The organism is Rhodanobacter sp. Root627 (assembly GCF_001427835.1).
In the GTDB taxonomy this organism is placed as follows: Bacteria; Pseudomonadota; Gammaproteobacteria; order Xanthomonadales; family Rhodanobacteraceae; genus Rhodanobacter; species Rhodanobacter ginsenosidimutans.
This window is the reverse complement of sequence record NZ_LMGW01000002.1, coordinates 111,015-131,501: the sequence shown is the minus strand read 5'-3', so window position 1 is coordinate 131,501 and position 20,487 is coordinate 111,015. Positions and strand designations below refer to the sequence as shown.

Here is a 20,487-nt window from a genome sequence, read left to right as displayed (position 1 = left end):
GGCGCACGGCGGTGGGTGTCGCGACCGGATCGGTACGCGTGCGACGAGGGTTGGCGTGCGGCGGGCGGATTCTGGTGGTCACGTGAAATGATGGATGAAGCCGATCTGGAAGCCGCCTGGCAGCCATTCGATGATCAGTGGCGATTGTCGAGGCCGAACAACAGGATTGGCAGCGCGCATGTCCACACCCTCCCGGCCAGCAAGCCCGCTGGTTTCTATCGGGCGACGCTACGCGCGCCAGCTTTTCGTTGGCTTAGAAACCAGGAAAGGCGCAGGAAGGCAGCCTTCCTAAGCTTTGCTGGACTGCTGCCGATGTGAGCTCGCGATGCCCGTATCCGGCTGGACCATCCTGTGCGATTTCGACGGCACCATTTCCGTCGAGGATGTGATCGACTCGCTGCTCGATCGTTTCGGCCGCCCCGGTTGGGAAGTGCTGGAGCAGAACTGGCGCGCCGGCCGTATCGGCTCGTGCGAAGGCATGGCCGGCCAGGTCGACCTGCTGCAGATGAGCCGCACCCAGGTCGAGCACGCGGATACGTTCGGCCAGGCCATCGCGTGCAGCCACCACCAATACCGGCATGCTGGTGCCGCGACAGTGCAACCGGCGCAACACTTCACTGCCGTCGAGCGCGGGCAGGCCCGGGTCCAGTACCACCAGGTCGTAGTCGTGCTCGCGCAACGCCGCATCGGCGAGATTGCCGCGCGCGGCGTGATCCACGGTGTGGCCGCCATGGCGCAGCGACGCACTGATGCCTTCGGCGATGGAGCCATCGTCTTCGGCCAGAAGAATTCGCATGGTTACTCCGCAAGGTGGGAAACCACGGGCTGTTTCAGGGCGCTTGAAGTTGAGATTGATTCTTATTTACTGTCTAATATGCACCAGTCGGCGCGCTCGCCCGAGGCGAGTGTGCGCTCATCCTGACCCTGCCTGTTCGCCGCAGTTCCCGGCGTGAGTGCGGGTGTGCGAACTACGGATAACCATGGCTCAGCTGCAAGCATCTGCCGATTCAATTCGCCCGCAACGCCGTGCGTTCTGGATGCGCCAGCTCTATCAATGGCACTGGATCAGCTCGGCGCTGTGCCTGATCGGTCTGCTGCTGTTCGCGCTGACCGGCATCACCCTGAATCACGCGCGGCAGATCGAGGCCACGCCGAAGGTCGTCGACCGCGCGGCGACGTTGCCGCCGGCGCTGCTGGCGATGGTGACGGGTGAGGATGCGCGCAAGGCGGCGCCGTTGCCGGACGCGGTGGCCGATTGGCTGGATGAATCCCTGTCGGCCCATGTTGCCGGCCGTGCGGGCGAATGGTCGGCGGACGAGATCTATCTGTCGCTGCCGCGCCCCGGCGGCGATGGCTGGCTCAGCATCGATCGCGCCAGCGGCGCGGTGGAATTCGAGGTGACCCGTCGCGGCGCGGTGGCCTACCTCAACGACCTGCACAAGGGCCGCCATGCCGGGCCGGTGTGGGGCTGGTTCATCGATGTCTTCGCGCTGGCCTGCCTGGTGTTTTCGATCACCGGGCTGTTCCTGCTGAAGTTCCACGCCGCGCGCCGCGTATCCACCTGGCCGCTGGTGGCGCTGGGGCTGGTGCTGCCCGCGTTGCTGGCGTTGCTTTTCATTCACTGACGGGATTCATGCCCATGCGTCGTTTGCTGTGTTGCACCCTCGCGCTGTTGCTGGCCACGCCGCTGGCGGCGGCCGAGCTGGACCTTACCGTGCAGATTCCGGAGCAGAAGGTGGCCGAGTACCACCGGCCCTACGCCGCCATCTGGATCGAGCGCGCCGACCGCAGCGTGGCCGCCCAGCTCGCGGCGTGGTACGCACAGAAAGACAGCAAGGAAGGCGCCGGCACCAAGTGGCTACCCGACCTGCGCCAATGGTGGCGACGCGGTGGCCGCGAACTGTCGCTGCCGGTCGATGGCGTATCCGGCGCCACCCGGCCGGCCGGACAGTACCAGCTGAAGTTCGTCGACGGCCAGGCGCCGCTGGGCACGCTGGCGCCGGGCGATTACACGCTGGTGGTCGAGGCCGCGCGCGAAGTCGGTGGTCGCGAAGTGGTGCGCTTGCCGTTCACCTGGCCGGTCAGCGCAACCCAACACCTGAGCGCGCAAGGCAGCAGCGAACTCGGCGCCGTCAGTCTCGACCTCAACCCCTAGAACATGCCGAACCCTGGAGCGAACATGCACAAGCGCACACTGAAATGGATCGTCCTTGCCGCCGCCATCGCCACGCCGCTGGCGGCCCAGGCGCACAAGATGTGGATGGTGCCCTCGGCCACCAACGTGGCCGGTGCCGACCCGTGGGTGACGGTGGACGCGGCGATCTCCAACGACCTGTTTTTCCCCGATCACCACGCGGCTCCGCTGGAGCAGCTGGTGATCACTGCGCCGGACGGCCAGACGGCCAAACCGCAGAACGCGGCCACCGGCAAATACCGCAGCGTGTTCGACGTCGAGCTGAGCCAGCAAGGCACCTACAAGCTGGCGCTGGTGAACCGGGGCCTGTTCGCCCGTTATGAGTTGAACGGCCAGAAGAAGCGCTGGCGCGGCGATGCCGCTGAGCTGGCCACGGCGATTCCTGCAGGCGCGAAGGACGTCGAGGTCACCGCCTCCAGCAGTCGCGTGGAAACCTTCGTCACCAACGGCAAGCCCAACGCCACCGCGCTGAAGCCCAGCGGGCAGGGGCTGGAACTGGTGCCGGTTTCCGGCGTTACCGATCTGGTGGAAGGCGAGCCGGCCACGTTCCAGTTGCTGCTGGACGGCAAGCCGGCCGCGGGCCTCAAGGTCAGCGCCATCGCCGGCGCCACCCGCTACCGCAATGCGCAGGAGGAGATGACCGCGCAGACCGGCGCGGACGGCCGGTTCACGCTGACCTGGCCGCACCCGGGCATGTATTGGGTCAACGCGGCCACGCAGGACGACAAGGCCGGCGTGAAGCAGGCCAGCAAGCGCCGGCTGTCGTACACCGCCACGCTCGAGGTCTTGCCCGAGTAATCGATGATGCGGTTCCGTCTGCTCGCCTGCCTGGTTTTCCTCATTGCATTGATTGCGGCCGCACCCGTCGCGGCGGCGGAACTGCAGCGCCTGCATGGGCGAACCATGGGCACCACCTGGTCGGTACTGGTGGAGCTGTCGCCGACGCACGCCACGGACGTGTTGCAGCGGGGCATCCAGGCTGAGCTGGATCGGGTGGATGGCCAGATGAGCACGTACAAGCCGGACTCCGACCTGTCGCGCTTCAACCGCGCGCCGGCCGGCAGCTGGCAGCAGCTGCCGCCGGAATTCTTCACCGTGCTGCGGCATGCGCTGCAACTGGCGAAGGACAGCGACGGCGCTTACGACCCCACCGTAGGGCCGCTGGTGAACCTGTGGGGTTTCGGCCCCGACCAGCGCCCGCGTCATCCACCCACGGCGCAGGCGATCGCAGCGGCGCAGACACGGGTGGGCTGGTGGAAAGTGCAGATCGATCCCGCCACCCGCCGCGTGCGCCAGCCGGGCAGCGTGTACCTGGATCTGTCCGCGGTGGCCAAGGGCTATGGCGTGGATCAGGTCGCGGGCTACCTGCAGCGGATGGGCGTGGAGGCGTATCTGGTGGAGGTCGGCGGCGAGCTGCGGGCGCATGGACGCAAGCCGGACGGCAGCGTGTGGCGGGTGGGCATCGAGCGCCCGGACGCGGCGGCCGGCGCGGTGGTCGATGCCGATGAACTGATCGACACCGTCGCACTGGACGAGCACGCCATCGCCACCTCGGGCGACTACCGCCACGTGTTCGAGGACGGCGGCCGCTACTACTCGCACCACATCGATCCGCGCAGCGGTTACCCGGTGCCGCACGAAGTGGCTTCGGTGAGCGTGCTGGCGGACGAGTGCATGCAAGCCGATCCGCTGGGCACCACGCTCAGCGTGATGGGCGCCGACAAGGGCATGGCGTACGCGCGGGCGCACGGCCTGGCCGTGTTGATGATCGTGCGCACGGCCGATGGTTTCGTGCAGCGGATGTCGCCGGCATTCGCTGCGGTGGTGCGCCGATGAAACGCGATCACGACACGTTCGGCCGGCTCGCCGCCGTCAGTAACGGCATGTTGCTGGCGACGTTCGGCCTGCTGGCCGCACTGCTGTGGTACTGCCGCGTCGAAGCGGTGCAGTGGCACGATCCGGGCCGCCACTGCTGGCTGGCTGCGGCAGGATTGCTGGGCAGCTGGATGGCGCTGGTGGGCTGGTTCCGTCACCGCCGCGGACGGACCGAAGGCGGTGAAACCGTAGCGGCCGCCCCGGCAGCGCAAACCGCGGCGGCACCCGCGCCGGCGGCGGATACGGTGCGCGTGTTCTACGCCAGCCAGACCGGCCTGGCCGAGCAACTGGCGCGACAAACCTGGCAAAGCCTGCAGACGGCGGGCGTGCCGTCGCGCGTGGATGCGATCGACGCGTCGACCTTGGCGGCCCTGCGCGATACCTCGCGTGCGCTGTTCGTGGTCAGTACCACCGGTGATGGCGAGCCGCCGGACATGGCCGTCGCCTTCGCCCATCAGGCGATGGCGAACGCGGCGGATCTGGCCGGCGTGCGTTACGGCCTGCTGGCGCTGGGCGACAGCGACTACGACGAGTTCTGCGGTTTCGGCCGCCAGTTGCAGCGCTGGCTGCGGGCCAGCGGCGCGCAGGCGCTGTTTGATCCGGTGGAAGTGGACGACGAGGACGCCGCCGCGCTGCGCCATTGGCAGCACCATCTGGCCGCGCTGTGCGACGTGCGCGACCTGCCGGATTGGCAGCCGCCGCGCTATCAGCCATGGCAGCTGGCGGAACGGCAACTACTCAATGCCGGCAGCCTGGGCGGCCCCTGCTTCCATCTGGCCTTGCGACCGCTGCACGGCGCGGTGTCTTGGCAGGCTGGCGACCTGGTGGACATCGGGCCGCGGCATGCGCCCGCCGACGTGGTCCAGTGGCTGTCGGCGCACGCGCTCGACGGCAACGCCATGGTGATGTTTGGAAAGGAATCACTGACCCTGTCCAGCCTGCTGGCACGCTGTCGCCTGCCGGTGCCCGGCGAGATGACGGGGTTGGACGAGGCTGCGGTGGCGGCCCGGCTGCAACTGTTGCCGCACCGCGAATATTCGATCGCCTCGGTACCGGCCGATGGTGCCATCCACCTGCTGGTGCGCCAGCAGAACACGCCGGATGGAACGCCGGGCATCGGCTCGGGCTGGCTGACCATGCATGCGCCGATCGGAAGCGAGATCGCCCTGCGCGTGCGCCGCAACGCCGCCTTCCATGCGCCCGCCGATGCGCGGCCGCTGATCCTGATCGGCAACGGCACCGGCATGGCCGCCCTGCGCGCGTTGCTGAAGGAGCGGATCGATGCAGGCCGCTACCGCAACTGGCTGCTGTACGGCGAACGTCAGCAGGCGCACGACTTGCCCTACCGTGACGAGATCAACCGCTGGCTGGCTCAGGGCCAGCTGGAACGCGCGGATTTTGCCTGGTCGCGCGAACAGGCCGAGCGCATCTACGTGCAGCGGCGCCTGCATGAGCAGGCGGGCACGTTGCGCGAATGGGTGGCGGCCGGGGCGGCGATCCAGGTCTGCGGCAGCCTGCAGGGCATGGCGCCGGCGGTGGATGCGGTGTTGTGCGAGGTGCTGGGTGAGACGGCCGTCGAGCAGTTGCGCGAAACAGGCCGTTATCGCCGCGACGTTTACTGAAGTGCGCGGCACTTACGCGTAGGCGCGGCGATGCTCGCGATGGGGCGGGTAGTAGGCAAACACGTGGCTGTGGCTGCCGTAGAAATCCATGTCTTCGATATGCTCGCCGCCGAGCCGTTCGGCCAGCCGGTCGGAGGCTTCGTTGCCGATCCGCACCAGGCTGATCACCCGCGGCGCGTGCAGGCGGTTCCACACGAAATCCAGCGCGGCGTTGCCTGCCTCGGTGGCGTAACCCATGTGCTGGTGTTCGGGTTTCAGCATCCAGCCCAGCTCCAGATCCGGCCAGCCTTCCGGGTACATGAAACCCACGCGGCCGATGAACTCGCCGGTGCTTTTCAGCTCCAGCGCCCACATGCCGCAACCGCGCAACTGCCAGTGGCCCAGCAGCATCGCCAGCGAACGCCAGGCGTTGGTGCGGTCCAGCGGTTGGCCGTCGCCGACCCAGCGCGTGCTTTCGGGATTGGCCAGCATGGCGGCGTAATCGTCGAAGTGACGCTCGGTGAGCGCGGTCAGGCGCAAGCGCGCCGTTTGGAGGGTAGGAATGTCAAACATCACGGTCAGCGTCGGTGGCGGCCAGCAAACGGGCCAGCGCCTGGGTAGTGCTGGCAAGACTCTCGTGCCAGGGCAAGCCGGTAATTATCTCACCTGTCACCGAATCGGCAAAATCCTCGCTCTGGCCCGGCGGCAGCAGGTGGCGGTAATCCACCGTCAGCTCGGTTCCTGCGGGCAGGTCGGCCAGCGCGAACACGAAGCCCAGGTGCCATAGCCCGTTTGGCGCGAAGCTGTGGTTGATGTAGCACTCGTCGGGCCAGTCCGGCGACAGCGTGTAGCGATCCTCGAACCAGCGCGCGCTGGTGTGCCATTGGGCGCTCAGCGCGGGTGAGGCGGCGATTTCGGCGTGGCGAAAGGTGCGGTCGATGCCGTCGGGCGCGGTCAGTACGCGGCCCGCGGCGACGGGTTCATCGAGAAACAGGCCCTTGCCTGCACCGGGTATGGCGGAGGCGGCAACGTGGTAACGCGGCAGGATCATGTCCAGTACAACGGCAGCAGGGCGCGCGAGTTTAGCGCAGCGGTGCGATGGGTGGACGTTGGGGGGGCGGGAGCGGGGCGGCGCCTGGTCCGGAGGGGAAGATCAAGAGCGACCCCTCCCCAGCCCTCCCTTGCTGACGCAGGGGAGGGGGCAAAGGAAAGGGTCACTCTTTGCGGGTGGCGTTCTTGTGCACGGCCGGCGCTGCGGCGGTATCGGCCAGCAGGATGGCGTCGCGGTTGCGCTCGATGGTGGCCTTGCCGATGCCCTTGACGTGGCGCAGGTCGTCCGCCTTCTTGAACGGGCCGTGGGCATCGCGCCAGGCCACGATGGCCTCGGCGCGCGAAGTGCCGATGCCGTCCAGCGACTTGGCAATGGTGGGTGCGTCGGCCTGGTTGATATTGACCGGCGTGGCGGCGAACGCCAGCGCGGGCAGGGAGACCAGGGCGACGAAGGCGAGGGTGGCGAGTTTGCGGATCATGGGTTTGCTCCTTGCGAAAGAATCGAGGCGGCGCCGATGGCCGCCTCCCCACACTGGCCGCTTCGCGCGGCGGGCACAGCCGGACCGCGCGCAGACAGGCCGTGCGCGTCATGCGTGGAGAACTGTGAGGCATGACTTACGACACGTCGGCGCAGGGGCAACCTAGGGCAACGCTGATCAAGTATCGCCGCCGTCACCCATCCTCTCTGTTCGCAGGGCACAGGGCCGTCGGCGAAGACAGACTGGCCGTCTGTCGAGGCGGCGGACCGAAGGCCTGCGGACAGAGAGGATGGGCCTCAACCTGTTGAATCTGAAATGGTGAGGTGATGACTGGAAGGCCCGCAGGCGGTGCCGCGCGGCTTGACAAGACGGCCAGTCTTGCCGGCGCCACGCAACACCACCTGCGGGCCTTCCAGTCATCATGACGGCGGCGATACTTGGTCAGCATTGCCCTGGGCCACTGATAGAATGCGCATTTGCCGCTGTTGGAGTTTCGCGATGGATACTGCCCGCCTTTCCCGCTACGTCGGTGACCTGTGGGATGCCGAAATCGTGCCGCAGTTGGTTGAATACATTCGTATTCCCAACAAGTCGCCGATGTTCGACGCGCAGTGGGCCGAGCACGGCCACATGGATGCGGCGGTGCGGCTGATGGAAACCTGGGCCCGCGCCAAGCTGGAGAAGCTTCCCGGCGCCACCCTGGAAGTGGTGCGGCTGGAAAAGCGTACGCCACTGATCTACATCGACATTCCCGCCTGCGGTGCGAACGGCGCGCCGACCTCCGGCCAAAGCGACGACACCGTGATGCTGTACGGCCACCTCGACAAGCAACCGGAAATGACCGGCTGGGCCGACGGGCTTGGCCCGTGGACGCCGGTGCTCAAGGGCGACAAGCTGTACGGCCGCGGCGGCGCCGACGACGGCTACGCCATCTTCGGCTCGCTGGCCGCGCTGCTGGCGCTGCACGACCAGGGCATTGCCCACGCCCGCTGCGTGATCATGATCGAGGCCTGCGAGGAGTCGGGCAGCTACGACCTGCCGCATTACGTCGACCACCTGGCCGCCCGCATCGGCAGCCCGTCGCTGGTGGTGTGCCTGGATTCCGGTTGCGGCAACTATGACCAGCTGTGGCTGACCACGTCCTTGCGCGGCATGACCGGCGGCAACCTCACCGTGCAGGTGCTGGAGGAGGGCGTGCATTCGGGCGACGCCTCCGGCGTGGTGCCGTCCAGCTTCCGCATCCTGCGCGACTTGCTGTCGCGGCTGGAGGACCCGTCCACCGGCGCGATCAAGCCGAAGGAACTGTACGTCGACATCCCGCCGCATCGCGTCGAGCAGGCGAAGCATTCGGCCGAGGTGCTGGGCGAGGAAATCTTCAACAAGTTCCCGTGGGTGGAAGGCATGCAGCCGGTCACCGACGACCTGTCCGAGCTGGTGCTCAACCGCACCTGGCGCCCGCAGCTGGCGGTCACCGGCATCGGCGGCATCCCGCCGCTGGAAAGCGCCGGCAACGTGCTGCGCCCGAAGACCGCGGTGAAGCTGAGCCTGCGCGTGCCGCCCACGCTGAGCGGCGCCAAGGCCGGCGAGTTCGTGAAGCAACTGCTGGAAAAGGACCCGCCGTACGGCGCCAAGGTCAGCTTCGACCTGGAGAAGGACGGCAGCGGCTGGAACGCGCCGGCGCTGTCGCCGTGGCTGGAGCAGGCGGTGGACGACGCCTCGCAGCACTACTTCGGCGCGCCCGCCACCTACATGGGCGAGGGCGGCAGCATCCCGTTCATGGGCATGCTGGGCGAGAAATTCCCCAAGGCGCAGTTCCTGATCACCGGCGTGCTGGGGCCGCACTCCAACGCGCATGGCCCGAACGAGTTCCTGCACATCCCCACCGGCAAGAAGGTGAGCATGGTGGTGGCCGAGGTGGTGGCGCGGCATGGCGAGAACGGCGGCAAGGCGTGACGGCGGAGAAGTGAGCCAAGGGGAATGAGGGAGGGCACGCGTTACCCGGCTTTCCCTCACCCATCACTCCTCGCTTCAAAGGAGATTCCAACGTTGCCAGACCCCACCTATCTCGCCGCCAACTGGGCCGACGTCCGTCGGCGCGTGGACGAAGCCTGCCATGCCGCCGGGCGCGATCCGGCCGGGGTGACGATCCTGCCGGTCAGCAAGACCTTCGACGCCGAGACCGTTCGCGCCGCGATGGCGCTGGGCTTGCGTCGCTTCGGCGAGAACAGGGTGCAGGAAATCCGCGACAAGGCTGCCGCGCTGGATGGCTGCGGCATCGAGTGGGTGGTGATTGGCCACCTGCAAACCAACAAGGCCCATGACGTGGCGCGGCTGGCCAGCGAAGTGCAATCGCTGGACCGGCCGCAACTTGCCGTGGCGCTGCACCGGCAACTGGTGGCCGCGGGGCGGGCGATCGACGTGCTGGTGCAGGTCAAGACCGCCGCCGAGGAAAGCAAGTACGGGCTGGAGCCAGCGCAGCTGCCGGCGTTCCTGGACAGCTTGCGCGACTACCCGACCCTGCGCCCGCGCGGGCTGATGACGCTGGCCACCCATTCCGACGATCCGCGCGTGGTTCGCGGCTGTTTCCGCCAGTTGCGCGAGCTGCGCGACCAGGCGGCGGCCCGCGGGCACGATCTGCCGCGGCTGTCGATGGGCATGAGCGGCGATTTCCCGCTGGCGATCGCCGAGGGCGCCACCGAGATACGGATCGGCACGGCGATCTTCGGCCAGCGCCCCCAGCCGACGGTCATACCTGCTGCCGGCTGAAGGCGGTTCGCCCAGATCTCAGCCGGCGTGCGACGATTTTCCCTGTCGAATCAGTCCATTCCAACTGTGCGCGCCGTCTCGGAAACCCGAAACGACGGAGTTCAGTTAACCCGGATCGAACATACGGCCTATCTCCCTTTGCTAAGTTCACCCCTTCGTCACGTCATCGACACCGTTCGGTGACAGTCCGTGAACCGCAAAAGGGGATAGTCCCGCATGCCAAGCCACCGATTGACCGTTGCTGCGGCCGTTGTTGCCGCATCACTCTGCGGTTCGCTGCATGCTGCCGTCACGCATAGCGCCTATATCGATGTTCAGCCCGCCACCACCGCTGCCGCCCCGGCCGTAGCGCCGTTGCCGATCTTCGCCAGCGTGTCCCTGGCCGGCGCCGATGCCGCCGCGTTCCCTGCACTGCTGGCCCACCGCAACGTGGCCCACGTCGCGCCGGTCAAGCCGATCAAGCCGGATATGGCGACTGCCGCGGACGAAGAGGCGGAAGACGTCGTCGGCGTCACCGACCTGCGCAAGGCCTTGATCGCGATGGCGATGAAGCTGCGCGATACCCGTTATGTACGTGGCGGCCGCGACCCCTCGACCGGTTTCGATTGCAGTGGTTTCGTGCGTTACGTGTTTGCCCACGCGGTGGGCATGCAGTTGCCGACCAATTCCGCGGCGCAGTTCCTGGCCGGGTTGAAGGTCAAGCGCGCCGACATGAAGCCCGGCGACCTGGTGTTCTTCCGCACGAGCGGCAAGCACCGTGTCTCGCATGTGGGCATCTACATCTCCGACGGCCGCTTCATCCACTCGCCCACCACCGGCAAGTCGGTGGAAATCTCCAGCCTGGAGACCGGCTACTGGGCCAAGCGTTTCGTGGGCGCCAAGCGTCCGGAAGCGATGGCGATGGCCGCGCACAACGGTTGATCCACCACTGTCGCCGCACCGCATGAAGCCGCCGCAAGGCGGCTTTTGGTTTTCACGCCCCGCCCGCTGCTTGTGCCATCGCCGTGGCCGCCCCATCTCACTGGGTTGATGCGCGCGCCGCCCATGGCGCGTCTGCTGTCATGCTTGCCACCTGCTTCCTGGAATCCGCCGCATGCCTTTGAACCTGCCGCCCGTCACCCGCAACCTGCTGATCGCCAATGTCGTGGTGTTCCTGCTGCAGTTGTTGACGCACGATTCCACCAGCTTGGCATTGACCCAATATTTAGCGCTGTGGCCAATGGGTCCGTCGCCGTATGCGGATATTCAGGGGTTCGAGCCGTGGCAACTGATCACCTATGCATTCATGCATGGCGGCGTAACCCACATCCTGTTCAACATGATCGCGCTGTACATGTTTGGCGGCGTCATCGAGCGCACCTTCGGCGCGCGCAACTTCGTCATCTATTACTTCGTCTGCGCCATCGTGGCGGCGGTGGCGCAGCTGATCGTGGTGCAGTGGTTCACCCACGGCTTCTATCCCACGCTGGGCGCGTCAGGCGCGGTGTTCGGGCTGCTGCTGGCCTTCGGCATGCTGTACCCGCACGAGAAAGTGATGCTGATGTTCCTGCCGGTACCGATGCCCGCGTGGCTGTTCGTGATCGGCTACGCGCTGGTGGAACTGGTGATGGGCGTCACCGGCACCCAGGCCGGCGTGGCGCATTTCGCGCACCTGGGCGGCATGGTGGGCGGCTATGTGTTGATCCAGTACTGGCGCGGGCGGCTGCCGGTCAAGCCCAAGGGCAGGCTGCTGCGTTGACGTTGCCGGGCCGGTTTTTTGTGGGAGCGGCTTCAGCCGCGATGCTCTTGCTCTTCTCCAGGCACTGAGAAAGAGCATCGCGGCTGAAGCCGCTCCCACAGGTCAACGCAGGGCCAGGAAATCCGCGCTGACCACGAAGCGCACCGCGTCCAGGCGCAGCCGCGACAGCGGCAGCGCGGCCAGCAACTGGGTGCGCTCGTCGGTAACGGCGGCGATTTCCGCGTCGCTCACCGACGGATTCACCGCACGTAGGGCCAGCAACCGCGACAGTTCCGCATCGAGCGTCTCGGTGGCCAGCGCCAGCGCTTCGTCAATGCGTGACTGGCCGCGGTTGGTGGCCAGTGTTTCGGCGCGCTCCAGCATCGGCGGCACCAGCTTGCCCAGGAATTTGCGGTAGCGCGCCACCTCGATGTTGCGATCGGCGGCCTTGCGCAAGGCCACTTCGCTGGGGGTGAAATCGGCGCGCTCGGCCAGCCTGGTGTCGACCGTGACGATGATCGGCAGGCTGGGCAGGAAACGTTCCGCGTCCAGCCTGCGGTCGGCCACGCACTCCAGCACGAACACCGCCTGCAACAACGCGGTGCGCGGCGGCAGCACGTCGTCCACCATGAAGGCGGCGTTGCCCTGTTCGCCGGACAGCGCCAGGTCCAGCGCGCCGGCCACCAGCGGGTGGTCGAGCCGCAGCAGCGGCAGCTCCTCGCGCGCCAGCGCCACGTCGCGGCTGAAGGTGACGGATTGCGGGCCCTCGGCAAAACCGGGCAGGGCGTCGGTGGACAGGTATTGCGGATCGAGCAGCAGCACCTGGCCACCCAGCTCCTCGGGGTGGATGCCGAACGCTTCCAACAGGCGCTGGATGAAGGCGTCGCGGCTGGGGTCGTTGTCCTCGCGCGCGAATGCCTGCTGCAATTCGTCGGCGTGCAGGTCGCGGCTGGCGGCCAGTTCCAGCAGGTGGTCGCGGCCGCCGCGGATCAGCTCGGCCAGCTCCTCGTGGCTGGCGCGGGTTTCGGCCAGCAGCGCCTCGAATTCCTGGTCGCGGTTGTCGTCGCCGCGGGCATGCTCCTCGGCCAGTTCGGTCAGCGTCGCGCCATAGCGGCGCAGCAGTTCGCGGCCGTCGGCGGGGCTGTGGCGGAACGCGTCCACGCCCTCGTCATACCAGCGCGCCAGCATGTGCTGGGCGCTGTCGGCCACGGCGATGACATGGATGGCGATGTCGTGCTGCTGGCCGATGCGGTCGAGCCGGCCGATGCGCTGTTCCAGCAGGTCCGGGTCCAGCGGCAGATCCCACAGCACCAGCCGATGGGCGAACTGGAAGTTGCGTCCTTCCGAGCCGATCTCCGAACACAGCAGCAGTCGCGCGCCGTCGGGCTGCGCGAAGAACGCCGCATTGCGGTCGCGCTGCACGATGCCCAGGCCCTCGTGGAAACGCGCCAGGCCTACGCCGCTGCGCATACGCAGCACTTCCTCCAGCGCCAGCACCTTGGCCTGGCTGCGGCAGATCAGCAGGAACTTGTCCTGCGGGTGCGCGTCGAGCAGGGCGATCAGCGCATCCACGCGCGGGTCGGCGCTGTAATCCACCTCGATCAATCCGGCCGGCTGCTGGATGTCGGCGTGGAATTCGGCCAGCAGCGATTGCCGGGTGGCCTCGTCGATATCGTCCGCATCCAGCAGGTGCCATACCGGCGCGCGCTGCGGAAAGCCGCCCACGCCAGCGCGGTTGTTGCGGAACATCGCGCGGCCGGTGCCGTGGCGGTCGATCAGCGCGGCCAGCAGCTCACGCGCGTTGGCCGGCTTGGTCGAGTCGGCCAGCAGCGCGGTGAGTGCGCCGTCGCCACGGAAGGCGTCGGCCAGGGCGGCGCGCTGGTTGTCGTCCAGCGGCTCGCCGTCGAGCAGGCGGTCGGCCACTTTCGACAGTGCCTGGTAGCTGTCCGATTCGGCCAGATAGCCGTCCAGATCGTGGTAGCGCTGCGGGTCGAGCAGACGCAGCCGGGCGAAGTGGCCGCTGCGGCCGAGCTGCTCCGGCGTGGCGGTGAGCAGGATCACGCCGGGGATCACCGCTGCAAGTTTTTCCACCATCGTGTAGCGCGGGCTGGCCTCCGTGGGCGACCACGCCAGATGGTGCGCTTCGTCCACCACCAGCAGATCCCACGGCGCCTCAAGCAACTGCTGGGCGTACTTGGGCGAGTTTTCCAGAAAGCCGAAATCGGCGATCACCAGTTGCTCGTCCTCGAACGGATTGCCGTGTTCGCCCGCTTGTTCGAGTGCCTCGCAACGCTCCTCGTCGTAGATCGCAAAGCTGAGGTTGAAGCGACGCAGCAACTCCACGAACCACTGGTAGACCAGCGTGTCGGGCAGCAGCAACAGCACACGCGAGGCGCGGCCGGTGGCGAGCTGGCGGGCGATGATCATGCCCGCCTCGATGGTCTTGCCCAGGCCCACTTCGTCGGCCAGCAGCACGCGCGGCGGGCGTCGTGCCGAAGCGATGCCGGCCACGCGCAACTGGTGCGGCACCAGCCCGATGCGGGCGGCGGCCAGGCCCCAACTGGGTGAACGGCGCGCCAGCGCGCGCCGTTGCATGCCGTCAAGCCGCAGCTCGAACTGCGCCACCGGGTCGGTGCGTCCGCCGATCAGGCGATCATCGGCCTGGCTCACGCTCTGCTCGTCGTCGAGCTGGCCTTCTTCCAGTTCGCGGCCTTCGCCGCGGTAGATCAGCAACTCGTCGCGGATTTCCACCCGCTCGACCAGAAACGCGATGCCCTTGCCGGCCACCCGCTGCCCGGCGCGAAACTCCGCCCGTAACAGCGGCGCCGAGTCGATCGCGTACGGACGCAGCACCCCGGCCTTGGCAAACAGCACCTGTACGCCGCGTCCTTCGACGCGCAAGACGGTGCCCAGGCCCAATTCGGGTTCGGCAGAGGATATCCAGCGTTGACCAGGTACGAACATTGCGCCGCCGTGTTGCATTCGAGGGCCGACGATTATCCGCCGCGCGGTCCCTGCTGGGAACCGTTGTGATGCGGATCGGCGCGATGTCGCACGTCCTGGTTGCTCAGGTCTCGGCCCATTGGCGGAGCAAGTTGTGGTAGATGCCGGTCAGTTGCAGCACGGCGGTGGCGTCGGCGCCGCTGGCGGTCAGTGCCTGGATCGAGCCGTCCAGCTCGAACAGCAGGCGACGGCGGCTGTCGTCGCGGATCAGGCTTTGCACCCAGAAAAACGAGGCGATGCGCGCGCCACGCGTGACGGGCGCCACGCGGTGCAGGCTGCTCGAGGGGTAGACGATGAGGTCGCCCGCGGGCAGCTTCACCTCGTGCTCGCCGTAGGTGTCGCTGACGATCAGCTCGCCGCCGTCGTACTCCTGCGGGTCGTTGAGAAACAGCGTGCAGGAAACATCGCTGCGAATCTGCGCGCCCTCACCATCCAGCGCCATCACCGCGCCGTCCACATGGAAACCGTATTCGCCGCCGCCCTCGTAGCGGTTGAAGCGCGGCGCCAGCGTGCGCAACGGCAGCGCGGCGGCGTGATAGAGCGGGTGCTTCGCCAGCGCATCGAGCACGACGCGGCCCAGTTGCCGCCGCAGCGGCGAGCCATCGGGCAATTGCCGGTTGCGCTTCACCTTCGCGCCCTGCGCGCCCACCGTCTCGCGGCCGTCGACCCAGTCGGCGGTACTCAGCGCGGCCCGCAGTCGGGTGATCTGATCGGGTGCGAGAACGGCGGGGATGTGCAGGAGCATGGGCGGTTCCGTCGGTGAGCAGGAACGGGAATCGGGAAGAAGCGTATCGCTCAACCGTTCGGGCTGGGCGTAGCCGCGTAGCGGCGGAGTCGAAGCCTGGTGCTGGAGCCCCTTCGACTTCGCCGCTGCGCGGCTACGCTCAGGGTGAACGGCTTGAAAGGATTCTCCCCGTTCAACGCCCGGCCTTCATCAAAACCGGAAATTGGCCGTCAGCATCGCCGATCGCGGCGTGCCGGGCGTATAGCGGTAACCGCTCTTGTTGATGGCCGACACATAGGTCTTGTCGAACAGATTGTAGACGTTCAACTGCAGGTCGAAATGCTTGTTGATCGTGTAGCCGGCCATCGCATCGAAGACGGTATACGACTTGGTGTAGTTGGGCGTGCCCACGGCGCCATCGGTGCCGCGCTTCAACTGGCCCGCGTAACGCGCGCCGCCGGCGAGGGAGAGGCCGAACGGCAACTGGTAGGTGGTCCAGGCGGTGAACGCATACTTCGGGGTGTACGCCAGATCGTCGGAGCCGTCCTGCGAAACCACCGTGCCCTTGAGTACCTTGGTGTCCATGGTGGTGAAGCCGGTGCTGACCGACCAGCGCTCGGTCAGCTTGCCCACCGCGGTGAGCTCCACGCCGCTGACGCGCTTCTTCGCCGTCTGGTAGTACAGCCCGTCATCGCCCTGGGCGATATCGTTGCTGACTTCCGTGCGATAGACGGCCGCGCTGACCAGCAGGTTTTCGCCCAGCAGATCCCACTTGGTGCCGAGTTCGGCGGTGCGCGCCTTCTGCGGATCGAACGCGGGGTTGTCGGCGCTGTTGGCCGATGAGCTCAGCTGCAGCTGCGCGCCGCCGGGCGGCTGGGCGGACACCGCGTAATCGGCGTAGATGCTGCCGTTGGCGGCGGGCTTGTACACCACGCCCAGCTTCCAGTTGAGCAGGTTGTCCGAAACGGTGGCGTTGACGCCAGGCACCGCGGTGCCTGTGGCAAGCGCCCCGCAGTCCGGTCCGCGGCGGCCACCGCACGGCACGCGGCTGGTGAATTCGGTCTTGTAATGGTCCAGGCGCAGGCCGCCGGTGAGCAGCCACTGTTCGCCGAACTTCAGGGTATCGAACGCATACGCCGCTTCGGTGGTGGTCTTGCCGTTACTGTCGGCGTTGTTGCGGCCCCAGGCCAGGCCGGTGGCGTGCGGCGTGGGGTGATAGATGTTCGCCGGCGTCCAGGTGCTGCCGTTGAGCACGGCGATGCCGGTGGTCGACAGTTTTTCGCGGGTCAGCTCGATGCCGGTGCTGAGCGCGTGCTCCACCGCGCCGGTGTGGAACGTCGCCGTGACATTGGTCTGGTTGGTGAGGATGGTGTTGGTGTTGTCCTTGAACGTGGGGTTGCTGCGCGCCACGGTCCAGGTGGATGGATCAGCCGGGTCGGGCGTGACCAAGTTGGCGGTGCTGTACATGAAGGAGGTCAGCAAATAGTCCTGATGCGTCCTTCCCCAGCGGGTGGTGTTGTGCAGCGTGGCGCCGTTGGCGAAATCGTGCTCGACGCGCACCGTCGCCATGTCGGCCTTGACGTGGTCGTGGTCGGCATCGGTGCCGTAGAAATTCTCCGGGTCGACGCGTGGCGCGTTGTCCAGCCACGGCCGGGCGTCCGGATCGGGGCTGCGGTAACCGGGCAGGCCGATGGTCGCCACGCCGCCGTCGGGCACGTTGTTCTGCTTCACGTGCAGCAGGTTCAGGTAGACGCGGGTGGGCGTGCCCAGGCCGAAGGCCAGCGATGGTGCGACGCCCCAGCGGTTGTCCTGGACGCCGTCACGGCCGCTGACGCCGCCATCCTGGCCCAGCACGTTGAGGCGAAAACCGGCGTGTTCGCCGATCGCCTGGTTCCAGTCGGCGGTGACGCGCTTGCGGTTGGCGTCGCCGTAGGACACCGAGCCGGAGACGGCATTCATCAGGAACGGCTGTTTGCTCACCATGTTGATGGCGCCGCCGGCCGAGGTGCGGCCGTTGTCGGTGCCGGCCGGGCCTTTTTCCACTTCGATCTGTTCGATGTTGAACACGTCGCGGGAGATGGAGCCGAGGTCGCGCACGCCGTCGACGAAGATGCTGCTGGAGGCGTCGAAGCCGCGCATGTAGACGGAGTCGCCGGTGGAGGTGGCGCCGTTCTCGCCGGCATAAAAGGTGCCCACGCCCGGGCTGTTGCGCAGTGCCTCGGTCAGCGTGGTGGCGCCCTGGTCGGTGATCAGGTCCTTGGAGATCACCGTGATGGTCTGCGGCGTATCCAGCAGCGGCTGGGTGAATTTGGGCGACTCGACCTTGTCGGCGCGGTAATCGGCGCCGCGCGTGGCCTGCACCTTGATGCCCGGCAGCGTGCGTGCGTCAGTCAGCTGCGCGACCGGGGAGGCGTCCGCGGCCACGGCGGATTGCGCCAGCGCCAGGCTGGTCAGCAACGTGGCGGTGGTGGTGCCGGCCAGCGACAGGCGGCGCGCGCTCGTGGAAACAGCGTGCTTGCGGCTCTTGATGAAGGACATGCGTGGGGTTCCTTTGCCATCTGCGATGTATCCCGCTGCCGACGCCGGGCGAACGGCGGAACGGCGCAGCCGCCGGGTCGTGCCGAGGCGTACTTATTGCGAGAGGGTGGAGCGCTGGCTACCCGTGGATCGGGGCGGGCGCGACCGGACGCATGGTAAAGGAATGAGAATGATTTGCAATAGCGTTGTTGCGGGGCAGCCTCTTTCCCACAATGAAAGAGGCCCCGCATTCGCATGCGGGGCCTCTTCGTTTCACCTGTTGCAGCGCGGGCGCGAACGCCTTACCAGATCTTCACCTGGGTGTCGGCCGGGCGCACCATCGTGTCGCCGGGCTTGCACTGGAACGCCTTGGCGAACTCCGGCATGTTGGACGGCGCGGCGGTGGCGCGCAGTGCCATCGGTGCGTGCGGATCGGTGTTGAGGCGCACGATCGAGGTTTTCTCGCGCATGCTGCCGCGCCACACGCGGGCCCAGTTGAGGAAGAAACGCTGATCCTCGGTGTAGCCGTCGATCTTCTTGTTCGCTTCCTCGGGATGGTTCTTCAACGCCGTCTGCAGCGCGTCGTAGGCCACGTTGAGGCCGCCCAGGTCGGCGATGTTCTCGCCCAGGGTCAGCTTGCCGTTGACGTGCAGGTCCGGCTTGTCCTTGATCGGCGCATAGGCGTTGAACTGATCCACCAGCTTGGTGCTGCGCGCGTCGAACTGCGCCTTGTCCTGCTTGGTCCACCAGTTGTGGCGGTTGCCGAAGCCGTCGAACTGGCTGCCCTGGTCGTCGAAACCGTGGCTGGCTTCATGCCCGATCACCGCGCCGATGCCGCCGTAGTTGATCGCGTCATCCGCCTTGGCATCGAAGAACGGCGGCTGCAGGATCGCGGCCGGGAAGTTGATCGTGTTGGTGCTGGGGTCGTAATACGCGTTGACCGTCTGCGGGGTCATGTACCACTCGCCACGGTCGGTGGCCTTGCCGATGTGGGCGATGTCGTAGTCGTAGTTGAACTTGGCCGCCGCCTGCAGGTTGGCGTAGTAGTTGTCCGGGGTCAGCTCCAGGCCGGACCAGTCGCGCCACTTGTCCGGGTAGCCGATCTTGGGCAGGAACTGCTCCCACTTCTCGACTGCCTTGGCCTTGGTGTCGGCGCTCATCCAGTCCAGGTTCTCGATGCGGGTCTTCAGCGCATCGCGCACGTTGGTGACCAGTTCCTCGGCGCGCTGTTTCGCTTCCGGGGTGAACTCCTTGGCCACGTACAACTGGCCCAGGGCCTGGCCCATGGCGCCGTTGACCGCGCCCAGCACCTGCTTCCAGCGCTCCTGCTGCTGCGGCTGGCCGGCCAGGGTCTTGCCGTAGAAGTCGAACTTGTTGTCGCGGAAATTCTTCGACAGCGCGTTGGCGGAGTCGTCGATGGTGTGGAAGCGCAGGTAGGCCTGCCACTGCGACGCCGGCGCGTTGGCCAGCAGCTTGTCGAACTCGGCGAAGAACTTCGGTTGCGACAGCGAGAAGCCCTTGTCGATCTTGACGCCCTGGGCATCAAAGAATTTTTCCCAGCTGAAGTGCGGGGTGATCTTGTCCGCTTCCTTCACGCTGACGAAGTGGTACTGGTTGTCCAGGTCGCGCATTTCGGTGGGCGCCAGCGAGGCGGCGGCCAGCGAGGTTTCCAGCTTCATCACCTGGTCGGCCTGCGCTTTCGCGTCGGCGGCCGACACGCCGGTCAACTCCAGCGACTTGGCGATGTAGGCCACGTACGCGTCACGGATCTCCTTGAATTGGGGCTCGGTGTAGTAGTCCTTGGTCGGCAGGCCCAGGCCTGCCTGCATCGCGTAGGCGATCTGCAGCTTGGCGTTGTCGAAGTCGGCGCCGGCGCCAAAGCCGAATACCTGGCCGTTGCCTTCGGCGTAGCTCTTGTTGATGAAGTCGACGATGTCGCTGGTGTTCTTCAGGCCGGCAATCGCGTCGAGGCGGGGCTTGATCGGGTCGAAGCCGGCCTTGTCGATGGTGGCCTCGTCCATGCCGGACTGGTACAGGTAGCCGATCTTCTGATCGATCGAACCGGCCTTGGCGGAGGCGGCATTCTTGGCCGCGGCCTCGACGATGTCATGCTGGGTGTTGAGGCTGTCCTCGGCCAGCTTGTTGAACGCGCCCCAGCTGGTGTGGTCGGCGGGGATCGGGTTGGCGGCAACCCACTTGTCGTTGACGAAGCCGTTGAAATCCTGACAGGCGTTGATGTTCGGGTCGAGCTCGCTGACATCGAAAATGCCGCCCGACGCGGCCGGCGCTGCCGCGGCGTTCGCACTGGCGCTGGGCGCCGGCGCAGCGGATTCGGCCGGCTCCTGTTTGCCGCAGGCGGTCAGCGACAAGGCCAGGCTGACGGCCAGCGCCAGCGGTTTCAAATACGGCTTGGTCATGGATTTCCCTCGTGATTGTGGTCCGCGAGCGCGGCGTTTGGATGGCGAGCGTGGCTGATGGTGGGTCGGACACAGGCTGCGACAATGACGAGCCAAGCTAGGTCAATCGTCATGGTGGGCACAGTGTCAAAGGTAAGGGGTATG

Annotated in this window: 17 protein-coding genes; 9 read left to right on the top strand and 8 right to left on the bottom strand. The window is 66.9% G+C overall.

The annotated features are described in order from the left end of the window. Positions 1-253: 253 nt before the first annotated feature. On the bottom strand, positions 254-796 hold the full coding sequence (locus tag ASD68_RS17270) for a response regulator (protein WP_235578682.1): 543 nt from the start codon (positions 794-796) through the stop codon (positions 254-256). A gap of 184 nt (positions 797-980) precedes the next feature. Here ASD68_RS17270 and ASD68_RS07980 point away from each other — a divergent pair, with 184 nt between their 5' ends. The 5 genes from ASD68_RS07980 to ASD68_RS07960 are packed head-to-tail and all read left to right on the top strand — an operon-like array spanning position 981 to position 5,691. Continuing rightward, positions 981-1,625: a PepSY-associated TM helix domain-containing protein gene (locus tag ASD68_RS07980; RefSeq protein WP_056605507.1), complete on the top strand. Its 645-nt coding sequence runs from the start codon at positions 981-983 to the stop codon at positions 1,623-1,625. A 14-nt stretch (positions 1,626-1,639) separates the two neighbouring features. Next, complete coding sequence (locus tag ASD68_RS07975) at positions 1,640-2,155, top strand: DUF2271 domain-containing protein (RefSeq protein ID WP_056607387.1); 516 nt, start codon at positions 1,640-1,642, stop codon at positions 2,153-2,155. 24 nt (positions 2,156-2,179) lie between these two features. Continuing rightward, entirely contained in the window at positions 2,180-2,992 is an 813-nt protein-coding gene (locus ASD68_RS07970) for a DUF4198 domain-containing protein (RefSeq protein WP_056605504.1), read from the top strand. A gap of 3 nt (positions 2,993-2,995) precedes the next feature. Continuing rightward, on the top strand, positions 2,996-4,030 hold the full coding sequence (locus ASD68_RS07965) for an FAD:protein FMN transferase (RefSeq protein ID WP_056605501.1): 1,035 nt from the start codon (positions 2,996-2,998) through the stop codon (positions 4,028-4,030). Beyond that, positions 4,027-5,691 carry a sulfite reductase subunit alpha gene (locus ASD68_RS07960; RefSeq protein WP_056605498.1) on the top strand — a complete coding sequence of 555 codons (1,665 nt, stop codon included), beginning with the start codon at positions 4,027-4,029 and terminating at the stop codon, positions 5,689-5,691. The genes ASD68_RS07965 and ASD68_RS07960 overlap by 4 nt, the downstream gene beginning before the upstream one ends. A gap of 12 nt (positions 5,692-5,703) precedes the next feature. On the opposite strand, the gene ASD68_RS07955 is transcribed toward ASD68_RS07960, so the two are convergent. From ASD68_RS07955 to ASD68_RS07945, 3 genes are all read right to left on the bottom strand, one after another. Further along, complete coding sequence (locus tag ASD68_RS07955; RefSeq protein WP_056081356.1) at positions 5,704-6,243, bottom strand: GNAT family N-acetyltransferase; 540 nt, start codon at positions 6,241-6,243, stop codon at positions 5,704-5,706. Continuing rightward, a complete protein-coding gene (locus ASD68_RS07950; RefSeq protein ID WP_056605495.1) occupies positions 6,236-6,721 on the bottom strand; it encodes an SET domain-containing protein in 486 nt (161 codons plus the stop codon). The genes ASD68_RS07955 and ASD68_RS07950 overlap by 8 nt, the downstream gene beginning before the upstream one ends. Positions 6,722-6,884: 163 nt before the next feature. Next, positions 6,885-7,199 (bottom strand): helix-hairpin-helix domain-containing protein, encoded by a 315-nt coding sequence (locus ASD68_RS07945; protein ID WP_056605492.1) that lies wholly within the window; start codon positions 7,197-7,199, stop codon positions 6,885-6,887. A gap of 498 nt (positions 7,200-7,697) precedes the next feature. Between ASD68_RS07945 and ASD68_RS07940 the strand changes: the two genes are divergently transcribed. The 4 genes from ASD68_RS07940 to ASD68_RS07925 all read left to right on the top strand — a co-directional run bounded on the left by ASD68_RS07940 (position 7,698) and on the right by ASD68_RS07925 (position 11,703). Then, positions 7,698-9,152, top strand: coding sequence for a M20 family metallopeptidase (locus tag ASD68_RS07940; RefSeq protein ID WP_056605489.1), 1,455 nt, complete (start codon positions 7,698-7,700; stop codon positions 9,150-9,152). A 93-nt stretch (positions 9,153-9,245) separates the two neighbouring features. After that, positions 9,246-9,965, top strand: a complete 720-nt coding sequence (locus ASD68_RS07935) for a YggS family pyridoxal phosphate-dependent enzyme (RefSeq protein WP_056605486.1) — start codon at positions 9,246-9,248, stop codon at positions 9,963-9,965. A gap of 216 nt (positions 9,966-10,181) precedes the next feature. Then, the gene (locus ASD68_RS07930) at positions 10,182-10,886 is read left to right on the top strand and encodes a C40 family peptidase (RefSeq protein ID WP_056605483.1); all 705 of its coding nucleotides are present in this window, start codon (positions 10,182-10,184) and stop codon (positions 10,884-10,886) included. Between the two features lie 172 nt (positions 10,887-11,058). Then, positions 11,059-11,703, top strand: coding sequence for a rhomboid family intramembrane serine protease (locus ASD68_RS07925; protein WP_056605480.1), 645 nt, complete (start codon positions 11,059-11,061; stop codon positions 11,701-11,703). 102 nt (positions 11,704-11,805) lie between these two features. Here the strand turns inward: ASD68_RS07925 and rapA are convergent, their stop codons facing one another. The 4 genes from rapA to ASD68_RS07905 form a co-directional block, all read right to left on the bottom strand. Further along, the gene (gene rapA / locus ASD68_RS07920; RefSeq protein ID WP_056605477.1) at positions 11,806-14,646 is read right to left on the bottom strand and encodes an RNA polymerase-associated protein RapA; all 2,841 of its coding nucleotides are present in this window, start codon (positions 14,644-14,646) and stop codon (positions 11,806-11,808) included. A gap of 103 nt (positions 14,647-14,749) precedes the next feature. Next, positions 14,750-15,430: a Fe2+-dependent dioxygenase gene (locus tag ASD68_RS07915; protein ID WP_056605475.1), complete on the bottom strand. Its 681-nt coding sequence runs from the start codon at positions 15,428-15,430 to the stop codon at positions 14,750-14,752. Between the two features lie 189 nt (positions 15,431-15,619). Next, positions 15,620-17,947 (bottom strand): catecholate siderophore receptor Fiu, encoded by a 2,328-nt coding sequence (locus tag ASD68_RS07910; RefSeq protein ID WP_056605472.1) that lies wholly within the window; start codon positions 17,945-17,947, stop codon positions 15,620-15,622. A gap of 281 nt (positions 17,948-18,228) precedes the next feature. Further along, on the bottom strand, positions 18,229-20,343 hold the full coding sequence (locus ASD68_RS07905) for a M13 family metallopeptidase (RefSeq protein WP_056081332.1): 2,115 nt from the start codon (positions 20,341-20,343) through the stop codon (positions 18,229-18,231). Between the last annotated feature and the right edge of the window lie 144 nt (positions 20,344-20,487).